13 protein-coding genes are annotated in these 13,984 nt (G+C 71.7%); 5 read left to right on the plus strand and 8 right to left on the minus strand.

Translation table 11 applies throughout. The features are described from left to right. Nucleotides 1–33: 33 nt before the first annotated feature. Nucleotides 34–1,605 carry an FAD-dependent monooxygenase gene (locus D9V36_RS17020; protein WP_129294532.1) on the plus strand — a complete coding sequence of 524 codons (1,572 nt, stop codon included), beginning with the start codon at nt 34–36 and terminating at the stop codon, nt 1,603–1,605. A gap of 36 nt (nt 1,606–1,641) precedes the next feature. Here the strand turns inward: D9V36_RS17020 and D9V36_RS17025 are convergent, their stop codons facing one another. Continuing rightward, complete coding sequence (locus D9V36_RS17025) at nt 1,642–2,241, minus strand: TetR/AcrR family transcriptional regulator (protein ID WP_129294533.1); 600 nt, start codon at nt 2,239–2,241, stop codon at nt 1,642–1,644. 68 nt (nt 2,242–2,309) lie between these two features. Here D9V36_RS17025 and D9V36_RS17030 point away from each other — a divergent pair, with 68 nt between their 5' ends. After that, nucleotides 2,310–3,299 carry a DMT family transporter gene (locus D9V36_RS17030; protein ID WP_129294534.1) on the plus strand — a complete coding sequence of 330 codons (990 nt, stop codon included), beginning with the start codon at nt 2,310–2,312 and terminating at the stop codon, nt 3,297–3,299. A 56-nt stretch (nt 3,300–3,355) separates the two neighbouring features. On the opposite strand, the gene D9V36_RS17035 is transcribed toward D9V36_RS17030, so the two are convergent. Next, the gene (locus tag D9V36_RS17035; protein ID WP_129294535.1) at nt 3,356–4,753 is read right to left on the minus strand and encodes a gluconate:H+ symporter; all 1,398 of its coding nucleotides are present in this window, start codon (nt 4,751–4,753) and stop codon (nt 3,356–3,358) included. 98 nt (nt 4,754–4,851) lie between these two features. Beyond that, entirely contained in the window at nt 4,852–5,379 is a 528-nt protein-coding gene (locus tag D9V36_RS17040) for a gluconokinase (RefSeq protein ID WP_129294536.1), read from the minus strand. Between the two features lie 132 nt (nt 5,380–5,511). On the opposite strand from D9V36_RS17040, the gene D9V36_RS17045 reads away from it, so the two are divergent. Next, entirely contained in the window at nt 5,512–6,213 is a 702-nt protein-coding gene (locus tag D9V36_RS17045) for a FadR/GntR family transcriptional regulator (protein WP_129294537.1), read from the plus strand. Nucleotides 6,214–6,275: 62 nt separating this feature from the next. Here D9V36_RS17045 and D9V36_RS17050 read toward each other — a convergent pair whose 3' ends face one another. Continuing rightward, nucleotides 6,276–6,488, minus strand: a complete 213-nt coding sequence (locus D9V36_RS17050) for a hypothetical protein (protein ID WP_129294538.1) — start codon at nt 6,486–6,488, stop codon at nt 6,276–6,278. 481 nt (nt 6,489–6,969) lie between these two features. Then, nucleotides 6,970–7,407, minus strand: a complete 438-nt coding sequence (locus tag D9V36_RS17055; RefSeq protein ID WP_129294539.1) for a VOC family protein — start codon at nt 7,405–7,407, stop codon at nt 6,970–6,972. A gap of 219 nt (nt 7,408–7,626) precedes the next feature. Here D9V36_RS17055 and D9V36_RS17060 point away from each other — a divergent pair, with 219 nt between their 5' ends. Further along, nucleotides 7,627–8,295: a YdcF family protein gene (locus D9V36_RS17060; protein WP_129294540.1), complete on the plus strand. Its 669-nt coding sequence runs from the start codon at nt 7,627–7,629 to the stop codon at nt 8,293–8,295. Nucleotides 8,296–8,431: 136 nt separating this feature from the next. Here the strand turns inward: D9V36_RS17060 and D9V36_RS17065 are convergent, their stop codons facing one another. Further along, nucleotides 8,432–10,030, minus strand: a complete 1,599-nt coding sequence (locus D9V36_RS17065) for an acyl-CoA mutase large subunit family protein (RefSeq protein ID WP_129294541.1) — start codon at nt 10,028–10,030, stop codon at nt 8,432–8,434. A gap of 137 nt (nt 10,031–10,167) precedes the next feature. Between D9V36_RS17065 and D9V36_RS17070 the strand changes: the two genes are divergently transcribed. Beyond that, a complete protein-coding gene (locus D9V36_RS17070) occupies nt 10,168–11,043 on the plus strand; it encodes a L,D-transpeptidase family protein (protein WP_129294542.1) in 876 nt (291 codons plus the stop codon). A gap of 251 nt (nt 11,044–11,294) precedes the next feature. Here D9V36_RS17070 and D9V36_RS17075 read toward each other — a convergent pair whose 3' ends face one another. After that, nucleotides 11,295–12,362 (minus strand): hypothetical protein, encoded by a 1,068-nt coding sequence (locus tag D9V36_RS17075; protein ID WP_129294543.1) that lies wholly within the window; start codon nt 12,360–12,362, stop codon nt 11,295–11,297. After that, nucleotides 12,362–13,225 (minus strand): RNA polymerase sigma factor, encoded by an 864-nt coding sequence (locus tag D9V36_RS17080; protein ID WP_431357678.1) that lies wholly within the window; start codon nt 13,223–13,225, stop codon nt 12,362–12,364. Before D9V36_RS17080 ends, D9V36_RS17075 begins: the two co-directional genes overlap by 1 nt. Nucleotides 13,226–13,984 lie beyond the last annotated feature (759 nt).

Raw genomic sequence — 13,984 nt, forward strand, 5'->3', positions numbered from 1 at the left:
ACAACTTAACACCGTTAAAGCCATCCTCGGAACATGGAACTTAACAGCGTTAAGGGAATCTTTGGCACCGCCCTGCCCCACGACGGCACGACGGTCGACGTACTGATCGCCGGCGCGGGCCCGACCGGCCTCGCCCTGGCCATCGACCTCACCCGCCGCGGCGTGCGCACCCTGCTCGTCGAGCGGCAGGACCGCCTCTCGCCCGGCGCCCGCGGCACCGGTGTGCAGCCGCGCACCCAGGAGGTCTACGACGACCTCGGACTGCTGGACGCGGCCTCCGCGGCCGGCAGCCTCTACCCGAGGACCGCCCACTGGGAGAACGGCGAAATCGTCAACATCACCGAGATGATCGAGCGGGTCGACCCGACGCCCGCCACGCCGTACTCCAACACCCTGATGCTGCCGCAGTTCCGCAACCTGGAGGTGCTGTACGAGCGGCTGCGAGAGCTCGGCGGAGACGTACTCTTCCGCACCGAACTCACCACGTTCGACCAGGACTCGGCCGGTGTGACGGCCCGCCTGCGGCACGCCGACGGGGCGGAGCGCACCGTCCACGGGGCCTATCTGGTCGCCACCGACGGCGGGCGCAGCACCGTACGCCGCGCGCTCGGCATCAAGATGAGCGGTCCGGAGCTGGAACCGGTCGCCGTGCTGCTCGCGGACGTCCGGGTGGACGGCCTGGACCGCGACCACTGGCACCGCTGGGAGCTGCCGAGCGGCGGATTCGCGGGCCTTCTCCCGCTGGCCGGCACCGACTACTTCCAGACCATGATGGCGGGCTTCGACGGCACTCCGGACCCCTCTCCCGAGACGATCCGTGCCGAGCTCGTGGCGCACACCCACCTCGACGCCGCGCAGATCGGCGAGGTCCTGTGGTCCTCCCTCTTCCGCCCCCGGGCGGGTCTGGTCGAGCGCTACCGCACCGGCCGGGTCTTCCTGGCCGGCGACGCCGCGCACATCCACTCCCCGGCGGGCGGCCAGGGCCTGAACACCAGCGTCCAGGACGCCTACAATCTCGGCTGGAAGCTCGGCCAGGTGCTGCGGCACGGCGCCCCCGACAGCCTCCTCGACACCTACGAGACCGAGCGCCGCCCGATCGCCGAGAGCATCCTCGACACCAGCACCCGGCTGCACCGCTCCGGTGCGCTGCGGCGTGGCCGCGACCTCCACCAGCTCGGCATCGGCTACCCCGACAGCCCGCTCACCCGGGAGCTGCGCACGGACCTCGCCGAGGGCATCCCCGCCGCGGGCGACCGGGCCCCCGACGCCCCGTGCACCACGCCCGACGGCACCCCCACCCGGCTCTTCGACGCCCTCCGCGGCCCGCACTTCACCCTGCTCGACCTGGGCGGCACCGGCATCGACGACAGCGCCCTGCCCGCCGACCCGGCCCTGATCCGCCTCGTCCGCGTCGGCGGCCCGGCCCCGGACCTGATCGACACCCACGGCCACATCCGCGACGCCTACGGCCCGGCCCCCGCCGTCCTCCTCATCCGCCCCGACGGCTACCTCGCCCTCGCCGCCCCGCCCGAGAACGCGACGGCGCAGGTGACGGCGGCCCTGGAGATACACCTCGGCACGGGTGCGGTGGCGGCGGCCCACTGAACGCCACCGGCCGGCGTGGGGCCCCGGCGACCCGGGTCACACCTCCGCCCCCGCGTCGGCGAGCAGCGCCTCCGCCTCACCACGGGCCTCGCCGACCGGGTCGGGGAAGACCCCCAGGCCGTGGGCGACCAGGGCCCCTTCGTGAAGGAGCATCAGCGCCCGTCCCAGCCGGTCGGCCCGGCCGGGCGCCGCGGCCCCGGCCAGATCGGTGAACAGCCCGAGCATCCACTGCTTCTGCGCGGTGATGATCGCGTACGCGGGGTGCGCCGGGTCGCTGATCTCGGCGTGGGCGTTGACCATGCTGCACCCCTTGGCGCTGTGCTCCGCCGCCCAGGCGCGCGAGGCGTCGAAGACGGCCAGGATCCGGGCGGCGGGCGTCTCCCCCGCGGCGTCGAGGTAACGCGCCAGGAAGGCCCGCCAGCGTTCGTCGCGGTCGGCGAGGTACTCCACGACGATCTGCTCCTTGGAGCCGAACCGGTCGTAGAGCGTCTTCTTCGTCACCCCGGCCTCTGCCGCGATCAGGTCCACCCCGACGGCATGGATGCCGCGCTCGTAGAACAGCCGCTCGGCGGCCGCCAGGGCGCGGCGGGCGGCGGGCGTCATGGTGATCCGTCGGGGCGTCTGCGAGGTACCCATGCCAAAAGTATACCGATCTGTATAGTGAAAGGAGAGGTATACAGATCAGTCTACTGAAGGGGTGCGGCATGCGCTTCCTGCTCTCGGCCGCCTTTGTGCTCTGCTGGAGCTCCGGATTCATCGGGGCCCGGCTCGGCGCGGACAGCGCGCCCGCGGCCACGCTCCTGATGTGGCGCTTCCTGCCGCTCGCCACCGTCCTCGCCCTCGTGGCGGCCACCGCCGCCCGCGCCTCGTGGCGGGACCTGACGGCCCGGGACCTGACCCGGCAGGCCGCCATCGGCGCGCTCTCGCAGAGCGGCTATCTCTTCACCGTCTACTCCGCGATCCAGCTCGGGGTCTCCAGCGGCACCACGGCCCTGATCGACGGCACCCAGCCCCTGGTGGCCGGGGCGCTCGCCGGGCCGGTGCTGCACCAGTACGTCTCCCGCCGGCAGTGGCTCGGGCTGTGCCTGGGCCTGGCCGGCGTCGTCCTGGTCACCACGGCCGACGCGGCGGCCGGGGCGGGGGTGAGCCGGTGGGCGTACCTGATCCCGTTCCTCGGCATGTCCTCGCTGGTGGCGGCCACCTTCCTGGAGGGCCGCTCGCACACCCGGGTCGCGCCGTCGGTCGCGATGACCGTCCACTGCGCCACCAGTGCCGTCCTCTTCACCGCCCTCGCCGCCGGCACCGGCGCCGTACGGCCGCCCGCCGCGCTCTCCTTCTGGGTCGCGGTCGGCTGGCTGGTGGCACTGTCCACCTTCGGCGGCTACGGGCTGTACTGGCTGATCCTCCGGCGCTTCGGCGTCACCGAGGTGAACACCCTGATGTTCCTGATGGCACCGGTCACGGCACTGTGGGGAGCCGCCATGTTCGGCGAACCGTTCGGCCCCCAGACCGCCATCGGACTCGCGGTCGGCCTCGCGGCGGTCGCCCTGGTGCGCCGCGGTGCGACGCCGTCGGCCACTCCCCCTGCCCGAACTTCGCCCGCACGCACACGAGGCCGTACCAGCGGGCATCCGCTCGTACGGCCTCGTGTCGGGGACGGGCGCCTGAGGGGGGTGGGGCGCCCGGGACGGTGATCCGTCCGGAAGGAACAGGGGAGGGCAAACAGGGGAGGGCCGGCGGTCCGGCTCTCCTAAATGACCAGCGAGAGCAGCAGTACGCACCCGATCCCGACGACCGAGATCAGCGTCTCCATCACCGACCAGGTCTTCAGTGTCTGGCCGACGCTCATCCCGAAGTACTCCTTGACCAGCCAGAATCCGGCGTCGTTGACATGGCTGAAGAACAGCGAGCCGCATCCGATGGCCAGCACCAGCAGCGCGGCATGGGTGGTGCTCATGTCCGCGGCGAGCGGGCCGACCAGCCCGGCGGCGGAGATGGTGGCCACCGTCGCGGAGCCGGTCGCCAGCCGGATGGCGACCGCGATCAGCCAGGCCAGCAGCAGCGCGGAGATGTTCCAGCCCTTGGAGACGTCCAGGATCATCTGGCCGACACCGGCGTCCACCAGCGTCTGCTTGAAGCCGCCGCCCGCGCCCACGATCAGCACCACCCCGGCGATCGGGCCGAGCGACTTCTCGACGGTGCCGGCGATCCGGCCGCGGGTGAACCCGGCCGCCCGGCCCAGCGTGAACATCGCCACGAGGACGGCGGTGAGCAGCGCGATCAGCGGCGAACCGACGACATCGAACACCCTCTGGACGGTGTGCTCCGGATCGTCGACGACGATGTCCACCAGCGCCTTGGTCAGCATCATCACCACCGGCAACAGCACGGTGGCCACGGTGATCCCGAAGCCGGGCCGCTTCTCCAGGTCGTCACCGGCGCGCTCGGGCACCATGGTCTCCGGCGGCTGGATGTCCACCCAGCGGGCCGCGTAGCGGGAGAAGACCGGGCCGGCGATGATCGCGGTCGGGATGGCGACGACGACACCGAGCGCGAGGGTGATGCCGAGGTTCGCCTTGACGGCGTCGATCGCGGCGAGCGGGCCGGGGTGCGGCGGTATCAGCCCGTGCATGACGGACAGTCCGGCCAGCGCGGGGATGCCGATCCGCATCAGCGAGAAGTTGCCGCGCTTGGCGACCAGCAGCACCACCGGGATCAGCAGCACGATGCCGACCTCGAAGAAGATCGGCAGCCCCACGATCCCGGCGATCAGCACCATCGCCCAGGGCATCGCCGCCCGGCCCGACTTCGCCAGGATCGTGTCGACGATCTGGTCCGCACCGCCCGAATCGGCGAGCAGCCGCCCGAGGACGGCACCGAGCGCGATCAGCACTCCCGTGCCCGCGACCGTCGTGCCCAGCCCCGTCGAGAAGCTGGCGATCGCCTTGTCGAGGGGCGCACCGGCCACCGCGCCGAGCACCAGCGAACCGATGATCAGCGACAGAAAGGCGTGCAGCTTGAACTTGGTGATGAGCAGGACGATGACGGCTATGCCGGCCAGGACGGCGATGCCCAGCTGCGCGTGACCGGCCGAGGTGATCGGCTCGGTCGCATCCGCTGCGAGCATCTCGACGCTGAGATGTGTCACGGCGATTCCCTTGGTTGGACGGGAGGGGAGAGGGGTGCTGCTGGTGGGACGGCCCTGAAAAAGGTGTGGGGACAGGGGTGGGGGTGGGGCCGCCGGGGCTAACCGGCCGGCGCGGTCATCGCACGCAGCGCGGCCACCGCGCGCCCCGCGATCCGCTCCGGACTGCCGGACACATCCACGGCGACGCCCGCCTCGTCGCGCCCGAGCGGTTCGAGCGTGGCGAACTGGGAGTCCAGCAGCGCGGCCGGCATGAAGTGGCCCCGGCGCCCGGCCATCCGCTCCTCGATCAGCGCGCGGTCCCCGGTGAGGTGCAGAAACACGACTCCGGGGGCGGCGGCACGCAGCCGGTCGCGGTAGGCGCGCTTGAGCGCGGAGCTGCTGACCACTCCGCCGTGCCCGGCCCGCTCGTGCGCCCAGGCGCCGATGGCGTCCAGCCACGGGCCGCGGTCGGTGTCGTCCAGCGGGATACCGGCCGACATCTTGGCGATGTTGGCCGGCGGATGGAAGTCGTCACCCTCGGCATACGGGACGCCCAGCCCGGCGGCCACCAGCGGGCCGATGGTGGTCTTGCCGGTGCCGGCCACGCCCATCACGACGATCACGTCGATCACGTCGGGGGTGCTCATCCCGTGGTACCTCGCTGTCTGCATCGACCTCGTGCGGCCCCCACTGAAACCCATTAGGTACGACGTATTCAAGAGCCTGTGATGCAAACGTCATACTTAATTGGCCGGGGTGCGGGAACGTAGGCTTGCCCCATGGAAAACGAGGGGAAGGGACTGCACGCCCGTGTACTGGAGTCCCTGGGGCCCGCGATCACCGCGGGCGACTACCCTCCGGGCACGGTCCTGCGCACGGACGAGCTGGAGCAGCGCTTCGACGTCTCCCGCACGGTCATCCGCGAGGCGATCCGGGTACTGGAGTCCATGCAACTGGTCGCCTCCCGGCGCCGGGTCGGGGTCACCGTCCGCCCGACCGAGGAGTGGAACGTCTACGACCCTCGGGTGATCGGCTGGCGGCTGGCCGGCCGCGACCGCCCCCGTCAGCTGCGCTCGCTGACCGTGCTCCGCTCGGCGATCGAACCGGTCGCAGCGGGCCTCGCCGCCCGGCACGCCACCCCCGCGCAATGCGCCGAACTCACCGAACAGGCCATGGGCATGGTCGCCACCTCACGCGGTCAGCAGCTCGACGCCTACCTCGTCCACGACACGGCCTTCCACCGGGTCATCCTGACCGCCTCCGGCAACGAGATGTTCGCCCGGCTCGGCGATGTGGTCACCGCCGTCCTGACCGGCCGCACCCAGCACCATGTGATGTTCACCGACCCCGACCCGGCCGCGGTCACCCTCCATGTCCAGGTGGCCGAGGCGGTACGCACCGGCGACGCGGCACGGGCGGAATCCCTGACCCGCGAGATCACCACGGGCGCCATGGCCGAACTGGACGTCCTGGCCCCGTAGTCGCACACCACCCCGAAGGCCCACCACACCGCCACCGGCCGTACGCCAGAATGCCTCCCGGCTCAGAACAACGGCTGCTGCCCCGGAAACGGCGGCTCCTCCGGATCGAACAGCTTCTCCGCCGGCGCCATCATCGGCGCGATCCGGCGCGACCCCGGACAGGAGATCAGCTCCAGCACCGTCCGCCGCCCGGGCGGGTCATGCCGGGCGAAACGACCGCCGACAACGGCGATCTCTCGGGTACAGACGGGGCACGTGCGGCGGGGTGACGACATGCCCACAGTCTGACGCAGGCCCGCGCGACGGTCACAAGCTGCTGTGTCCGAGAGGCGGGTCAGGCCGCGTTGCCCCATGCGGGGACCGGTACCGAGGGCGGCATTGGCAAGCTGATGGATACGCCAGTACAGGTGGATTCTCCGGTGGGCACCCGGAGTTGGTCGGTGCATGAGGTGGAGCACGTCGGTGGGATCGGTGTGGCCGAGGCGGACGGCGAGACGGGCGGAGCCTTCCCCGCGCGGGCCCGGTGGGCGGTGACTGTGGCGGCGAATGCCGGAAGGGCGCGGCGGTCGGGGACCGCGTCGGCGTCGTAGACCACCACCTATGAACAGCCGCCCCGGGCCGGGGCAACCGTGTCTCCCAGGGAGATGTGACGGGGCGCTTCAGATGGCCCTTCAGCGCTGTGGTTGGCCCCTTGAGCGTCACGATTGGCCCGGCTTGGCGGGCCTGCACACGGCGTAAGGCCCCGTGATCCTTCGCTCAGCCGGCCGGTGGGGGATCTTCGCCGAAGACCCAGGGTGCCAGTACGACCAGCCAGCCGTCCGGGTCCTTGAAGAGGACCGCGCCGCGCTCCGGCCAGTAAGGATTCGCGGCGGGGACTGGGCTGAATCCGTGCTCGGCGAGCCGTCGGGAGGCGACGGCGACGGCTTCGGGGCCGCGGAGATAGAGCACCAACTGGTTCTCCGGGTGCGGCTCGGGGATGCGGGGTGGGTCGCCGTGCTGCAGGAGCTCCATGTGCACCGGGGTGCCGGGCAGGCCGAAGACGATGCCGTCATAGCCGTGGTGGCCGCGCCATTCGGCAAGTACCGGCAAGCCGAGGACGTCGCGGTAGAAGACCAGAACGTCGTCGTACTTCGCAGTCGGCCGGGCGAAACGGACCGCTCCTACATCGAGGTGGCTGGGCCAGGAGTGAGACATAGGGCGATGCTGGCACGGCCCGCCAGGAGCCGAATCGGGCTTTGGGTCTACGACCTGAGACCGGCAGCGGTTGTCTTCCCCCGACCTAACCGGGGGAAGACAACCGCCGCAGGATGACACACCCCTACCCCACACCCGGCCTTCCCTGCAGCATCGAGAGCATCCGGATGACGAGCGAGGGGGCCTTGGGCCCCCGGCGGTGACCAGGGAGAGACGCGAGTGACGGACAACGAGCGGGCCATCACCGAAGGCCGGCGGCAGCAGGCCGAGCTGATCTGGGACTACCACCAGATGCACCACGAGGTGCGGCCCACCGATGCCGCCATCGGCCTGGGCAGTCACGACCTTGGTGTCCCGGCTTTCTGTGCCGAGCTGTACCGGGCCGGTCTGTTCCCCACTCTGGTGTTCTCCGGCGGCTCCAACCCCACCGCCCCCGAACGTTTCCCCCGCGGTGAGGCGGTGCACTTCCGCGAGCATGCGCTCGCCCTCGGAGTGCCTGCGGACGCGGTTCTGCTGGAGCCCGGCGCGAGGAACACCGGGCAGAACATCACCCTCTCCCGCGAGGTCCTGGCTGCCGCCGGGATCATGCCGAAGACCGTGCTGCTGGTCTCCATGCCTTATATGGAGCGACGCGCCTATGCCACTGCCCGCAAGGTGTGGCCCGAGGTCGAGGTGATCTGCGCCTCGGCTCCCTTGGAGTTCGATGACTATCTGAAGACGATCGGCGACGAAGAACTCGTCGTCCACCAGCTCGTCGGCGACCTGCAGCGGGTGATCGAGTATCCCCGTCTCGGGTTCGCCATCGAGCAGGTCGTCCCGGAGGACGTGCGGGTCGCCTACGAAGCGCTTGTCCACGACGGCTTCACCCGCCGCCTCCTCGCTCCCTGACCTGCCACCTCCGGGCGGGCTGTGCGCGAGTCACCAACCCAACGCGTTCCCGAGGCAGAGCCGTGCCGCTGTCTAGGCACGCCTCTGTGGAGTGCGGTGCGCGCCGGCTCGGCACCCCGTCGTGCCCGACACACGCTCAGAACGCATCCGTTGGCACATAAGTCCCCCACACCTCCCGCAGCGCATCGCACACCTCGCCCACCGTCGTCCTCGCGCGCAGGGCCTCGCGCAGGGGGTAGAGGACGTTGTCGGTGCCCTCGGCGGCCTTGCGGAGGTCGTCGAGGGCGGCCGAGACGGCACGGGCGTTGCGGCGGGCCCGGAGCGTGGCGAGCCGTTCGACCTGCTGGGCCTCGATCGCCGGGTCGACGCGCAGCGGCTCGTAGGGTTCCTCCTCGTCGAGCTGGAAGCGGTTGACGCCGACCACGACCCGCTCGCCGGCGTCCGTCTCCTGTGCCAGGCGGTAGGCGTTGCGCTCGATCTCCTCCTTCTGGAAGCCCCGCTCGATGGCGGCCACCGCACCCCCCATGTCCTCCACCCGCCGCATCAGCGCCACGGCCGCCTCCTCGACGTCGTCCGTCATGGACTCGACGGCGTAGGAACCGGCGAACGGGTCGACGGTGGCGGTCACATCGGTCTCGTAGGCGAGCACCTGCTGGGTGCGCAGCGCGAGTCGGGCGGACTTGTCAGTGGGCAGGGCGATGGCCTCGTCGAAGGAATTGGTGTGCAGCGACTGGGTGCCGCCGAGCACGGCGGCGAGTCCCTGGAGGGTGACCCGGGCGAGGTTCACCTCCGGCTGCTGGGCGGTGAGCTGCACCCCCGCCGTCTGGGTGTGGAACCGCAGCATCAGCGATCTGGGGTTCTTCGCGCCGAACTCCTCCCGCATCACCCGGGCCCAGATCCTGCGCGCGGCCCGGAACTTGGCGACCTCCTCCAGCAGCGTCGTACGGGCGACGAAGAAGAAGGAGAGCCGCGGCGCGAAGTCGTCGACGTCCATCCCGGCGGCAACGGCGGTCCGTACATAGGCGATGCCGTTGGCGAGGGTGAAGGCGATCTCCTGCGCGGGCGAGGCACCCGCCTCGGCCATGTGGTAGCCGGAGATGGAGATGGAGTTCCACCGGGGGATCTCGGCGCGGCAGTAGCGGAAGATGTCCGCGGTCAGCCGCAGGGAGGGCTCCGGCGGGAAGATGTAGGTGCCCCGGGCGATGTACTCCTTGAGGACGTCGTTCTGCACGGTCCCGTTCAGCAGGTCCGCCGCCACCCCTTCTTCCTCCGCCACCAGTTGGTAGAGGAGCAGCAGCAGCGCGGCGGGCGCGTTGATCGTCATCGACGTCGACACCTTGTCCAGCGGGATACCGCCGAACAGCACCCGCATGTCCTCGACCGAGTCGATGGCCACCCCGACCTTGCCCACCTCGCCCGAGGCGATCGGGGTGTCCGAGTCGTGGCCCATCTGCGTCGGCAGGTCGAAGGCGACCGACAGGCCCGTGGTGCCGTGGGCGATCAGCTGCCGGTAGCGGGCGTTGGACTCGCGCGCGGTGCCGAAGCCGGCGTACTGCCGCATCGTCCAGGGCCGTCCGGTGTACATCGACGGGTACACGCCACGGGTGAAGGGGTAGCTGCCGGGCGCGCCGAGGCTGCACTCCGGGTCCCAGCCGTCGAGCGCCCCCGGCCCGTACACCGGCTCGATCGGCAGGCCGCTCTCGCTGTACCGCTCACTGCCCGACTCGTGCGCCATGGGTGTACGCCTCCGCTTTGGTGACCGGTTCATCCGGGTTTACGCCGTGCTCACAGCATGCCCGCAGGTTCGCCGTCCCGCAGCGCTGGGAAGAGTCTCCGAGGGCCGGTCGGGCCGCCGAGATCCGGGGGTTGCGCATGCAGCGGAGCAGTGGACGACGTACGGCGCCTGCGGTGGCCGCGGTGCTGGTTTTGGCGGCGCTGACGATGGGCTGCCGCCCGGTGACGGTCACCGGAGCCGGTGCGCCCCACAGCGCCGGCGCCCGCTACGCGCCCACCTCCCCCGCTCCCCCGCCGCTCGGCCATCAGGCGCCCCCCGCCCCGGACCGGCACACCACCCCGCCGCGCCCGCACCGCACCGCCCACCACGCGCCACCGGCCCACCGGCCGCTCATGGCAGCCGGCTCACGCGGCGCGCAGGTCCGCGAACTCCAGGCGCGGCTGGCCCAGCTGGGGCTTTTCGACCACTCCCCCACGGGCTACTACGCCGTGGTGACCGCGACCTCGGTCCGCGCCTTCCAGCAGCGGCAGGGCCTGCCCCGTACGGGCACCATGCAGCCCACGGCCTGGCGGGCGCTGCGCTCCCACACCCGCACGCCGTCGCACACCGAGCTCTACCCGCCCACCACCAGGCCGGTCGGCACCCCCGACCCGCGCTGTATGACGGGCAGGGTGATCTGCATCAGCAAGCGGAGCGACACCCTCACCTGGATGGTCGACGGCCGGGTCGTCTCGGCGATGGATGTCCGCTTCGGCTCGCAGTACACCCCCACCCGCGAGGGCGTCTTCGCGCTCACCTTCAAGAGCCGCCATCACGTCTCGACGCTCTTCCACACGGCCATGCCGTACGCAATGTTCTTCAGCGGCGGCCAGGCCGTCCACTACTCCGCGGACTTCGCCGCCCGCGGCTACCGCGGCGCCTCACACGGCTGCGTCAACGTCCGCGACAAGACCAAGATCGCCACCCTGTTCCACTCGGTGAAGAGGGGCACCAAGGTGGTCGTCTTCCACTAGCCCCTTCACCTTCGCCACGGCCCCACCCAAAATCCCTGACCGAAGCGAAAATTGAGCAACCCCCACCCACGGATCCACATCCGCGAGAGCGGCGCCGGCTTAGGCGCAAGAAGGGGGCGCGGGCAGGGCCGGGGGAACGTGCCCTGCCCGCGCCAGATGCGCTGAGCCGTAGGTACGGGGGGAACCCCGGCTCGTCGCGCAGCCGATGACCAGTCGGCTCACTCATTACTGCGCCACGGGCTCGAAAAACGTCACACCGGACCGTCGGCGGTTCCGCCGGACGTGGCGTTTCCGGGGTCCGGGGCGGTTGCCGAGGGGCCGGGAGCCGGGGTGGAGCCGGAACCGGAGGTGGCGGCGGGCGGCGGGGCGGGGTGCCCTTCGTCGTCCTCGTCGCCGCCCTTTCCGCCGCTGCTCTGGCCCGATCCGCCGGATCCGCCGGTGTCGCCGCCGATGCCGCCGACGAGTCCGGTGTCGCCCGAGCCACCGCCCGAGCCGCCGCCGGTCTGGTACCGCGCCAGGTAGGCACGGCAGAAGGCGTGCACCTTGTCCGGTCCGCCGGCCTTGCGTTCGAGGTTCCGCAGCGTGTCGCGGTCCATGGTGCCGCGCTTGCCGGACTCGTAGTTCCCGCAGAGGGTGAGCAGGAGATTCTTCGTGCCCCCGCGGCCGGGAGCGGTCGCTTTGCCACCGGGCTTGCCGTGACCGCGTCCCGTGCCGCCGCTCGGAGTGCCGCCGGGTCTCGCGCCGGGGCTGGTGCCGGGCGTGGGGGTTCCGGAGGGCCGGGTGTCCGGCCGGCCGGGGGTGGCATCGGGGGTCTGCGCCGTGGTGCCGTCGGTCTGGGCACCGGGTTCGCCGGTGCGGAACGGCCGGGGGGTTTCCGCGGCCGAGACGCTGGAGGCGGGTGCCGGGTCGCCGCCCCGGAAGGGGCTGGGCAGGACGCCGGTACCGGCCGCGACGGCGACGCCGCCGATGGCGCAGGCCGCGAGGGCCACGGCGAAGCCGCGCCGGAAGGGGCGGCCGAGCCGGGTGCGTCCGGCGAGGTCTGCGGTGTGGGCGGTGCGCACGCCGTCCGCGAACGGGTCGGCGGCGGCGCGGTGGCGGGCGCCGGAGCCGCGGTGGGCGGCCTGGCGGAATGCGGCAACGGCCGCGTCCTCACCGGGCAGCTGCGCGGTTTCGGGTGTCCTGGCGGCGACCGCGGCGGCGGCCTCCAGGAGCTGTTCGAGTTCATGTGCACCGTCGCCGTGCCGGGCACTGACCGGCTCACCGCGCAGTAGCTGCTCCGCGGTGTTCTTGTCGAGCCAGTTGTACCGGTCGTCGGCCATCACATGTCCTTCTGCGTTCGTGCGGCCGTTTCCGTCACACCCGGTACGTACGATTCCGCCACGCCGTCGCGGCGTCTTCTGCCCTGTACGGGCACTCCGTTCATTGTCCCGCCCCCTCCGGGCGGGCCCTGCGCGGGCGGCCGCGAGGGGGCTGCTTCCCCCTGGTCGGCGTGGTCTTCCCCGCCGTCCCGGTCACCGCCCCGCTCACCGCCCTGGCCACTGCCCTGACGTCCGTCCCGCGAGCCGTCCCGAGGATCGTCCTGGCCTCTGCCCCGAGATCCGCCCTGGATCCGGTCCGGCTCGTCGCCGATCAGCTCGGCGAGCCGCTTCAGCCCGCGGTGTGCGGCGGTGCGCACCGCGCCGGGCCGTTTGCCGAGCACCTGCGCGGCGTTCTTGGCGTCGAGTCCGACCACCACCCGGAGCACCACCGCCTCGGCCTGGTCCTGCGGCAGCCCGGCTATCAGCCGCATGGCGCGGCCGGTGCCCAGCGCTTCGAGCGCCTCGCCCGCGGTGTCGGACGCGCCGGGGGTGTCGGCCAGCTCACTCTCGTCGCCGCCGATCGCCGGGCGCCTGCCGCGCATCCTGATGTGATCGAGGGCGCGGTTGCGGGCGATACGGGCGGCCCAGCCGCGGAACCGGTCGGCGTCACCGCTGAAGCGGGAGAGGTCGCGGGTGATCTGGAGCCAGGCCTCGGACGTGACGTCCTCCACGTCCGGTTCGCTCACCAAGGTCCGTACATATCCCAACAACCGGGGATGTACGGCGCGGTAGACGGTACGGAACGCCGCCTCGTCACCGTCCTGTGCCGCTTGCACGGCCACCGTCAGCCGACGGTCGTCCGGCTGAATGTCGTCCCCTCGCACGGGTCCATCCTGTCGCACGCGGAATGTCCGCCGCCCGGTCCTTGCTGCATTGCTGCTTCACTCGCCGTACCACCGGCCTTGCTTCCCGTTCCGGCGCCGTTCGAGCGGGCGGCGCCCATCCGTACGGTGCCGGAGCCGGGGACGGGCCACCGTGCGCCACCGGCCGCGGCAGGCCGGAAACCGCCGGTAACCCGGATGTTCCCGCAGACCGTATCCCGTGTGGGCGAACGATCCGAACCCGGGACGGGTGCGCCGGCCCTGCGACGGAGCCGCGGAGCACGGGACACCGAGCGGCCGGCGCTCCCGCGACATACGCGCCCGAACCCCCCGAATCGAAAACTCCCGGAACGGACCCCCGGAAATCCCGGAACCGCCCCCGGAAACTTCCGGGACCGAACCCTCGGGACCCCTGGGAGTTCCCCGGGACGCCCCCTCGGGACTCCCCGGAAGAGCGGCCTTTTCCAGCCACGCCCAACGCCAACGGCTCGACACCGTGCGCGACCGGCGCGGAACCGCACGTTACGGGCCTGTCCGGCCCTGCGTCCAGACCACCAGGCCCCCTGCGCCCGCCCTCATACCGACCCCTCACCAGCCCTTCCCCACCCCCTCGCCCGTCCGGATCCGGACCACGAGCCGTACCCCTCCCCGTACCCCGTGTGACGCTTTCGCGTCGTCTGGCGCTGTACCGGATAGAGGGCCGTCACAGGCTCTTCGCGAACGACGGCCGGGGCCTCTCCTGTGGGGGGTGGCGGCCCCGGC

This window comes from Streptomyces lydicus, from assembly GCF_004125265.1.
Classification (GTDB): Bacteria; Actinomycetota; Actinomycetes; order Streptomycetales; family Streptomycetaceae; genus Streptomyces; species Streptomyces lydicus_C.

What these genes read in the sequence shown, in the direction of transcription:
- D9V36_RS17020 (WP_129294532.1), top strand. Translation starts at nt 34, where the DNA reads ATGGAACTTAACAGCGTTAAGGGAATCTTTGGCACCGCCCTGCCCCAC.
- D9V36_RS17025 (WP_129294533.1), bottom strand. Translation starts at nt 2,241, where the DNA reads ATGGGTACCTCGCAGACGCCCCGACGGATCACCATGACGCCCGCCGCC.
- D9V36_RS17030 (WP_129294534.1), top strand. Translation starts at nt 2,310, where the DNA reads ATGCGCTTCCTGCTCTCGGCCGCCTTTGTGCTCTGCTGGAGCTCCGGA.
- D9V36_RS17040 (WP_129294536.1), bottom strand. Translation starts at nt 5,379, where the DNA reads ATGAGCACCCCCGACGTGATCGACGTGATCGTCGTGATGGGCGTGGCC.
- D9V36_RS17045 (WP_129294537.1), top strand. Translation starts at nt 5,512, where the DNA reads ATGGAAAACGAGGGGAAGGGACTGCACGCCCGTGTACTGGAGTCCCTG.
- D9V36_RS17050 (WP_129294538.1), bottom strand. Translation starts at nt 6,488, where the DNA reads ATGTCGTCACCCCGCCGCACGTGCCCCGTCTGTACCCGAGAGATCGCC.
- D9V36_RS17055 (WP_129294539.1), bottom strand. Translation starts at nt 7,407, where the DNA reads ATGTCTCACTCCTGGCCCAGCCACCTCGATGTAGGAGCGGTCCGTTTC.
- D9V36_RS17065 (WP_129294541.1), bottom strand. Translation starts at nt 10,030, where the DNA reads ATGGCGCACGAGTCGGGCAGTGAGCGGTACAGCGAGAGCGGCCTGCCG.
- D9V36_RS17070 (WP_129294542.1), top strand. Translation starts at nt 10,168, where the DNA reads ATGCAGCGGAGCAGTGGACGACGTACGGCGCCTGCGGTGGCCGCGGTG.
- D9V36_RS17075 (WP_129294543.1), bottom strand. Translation starts at nt 12,362, where the DNA reads ATGGCCGACGACCGGTACAACTGGCTCGACAAGAACACCGCGGAGCAG.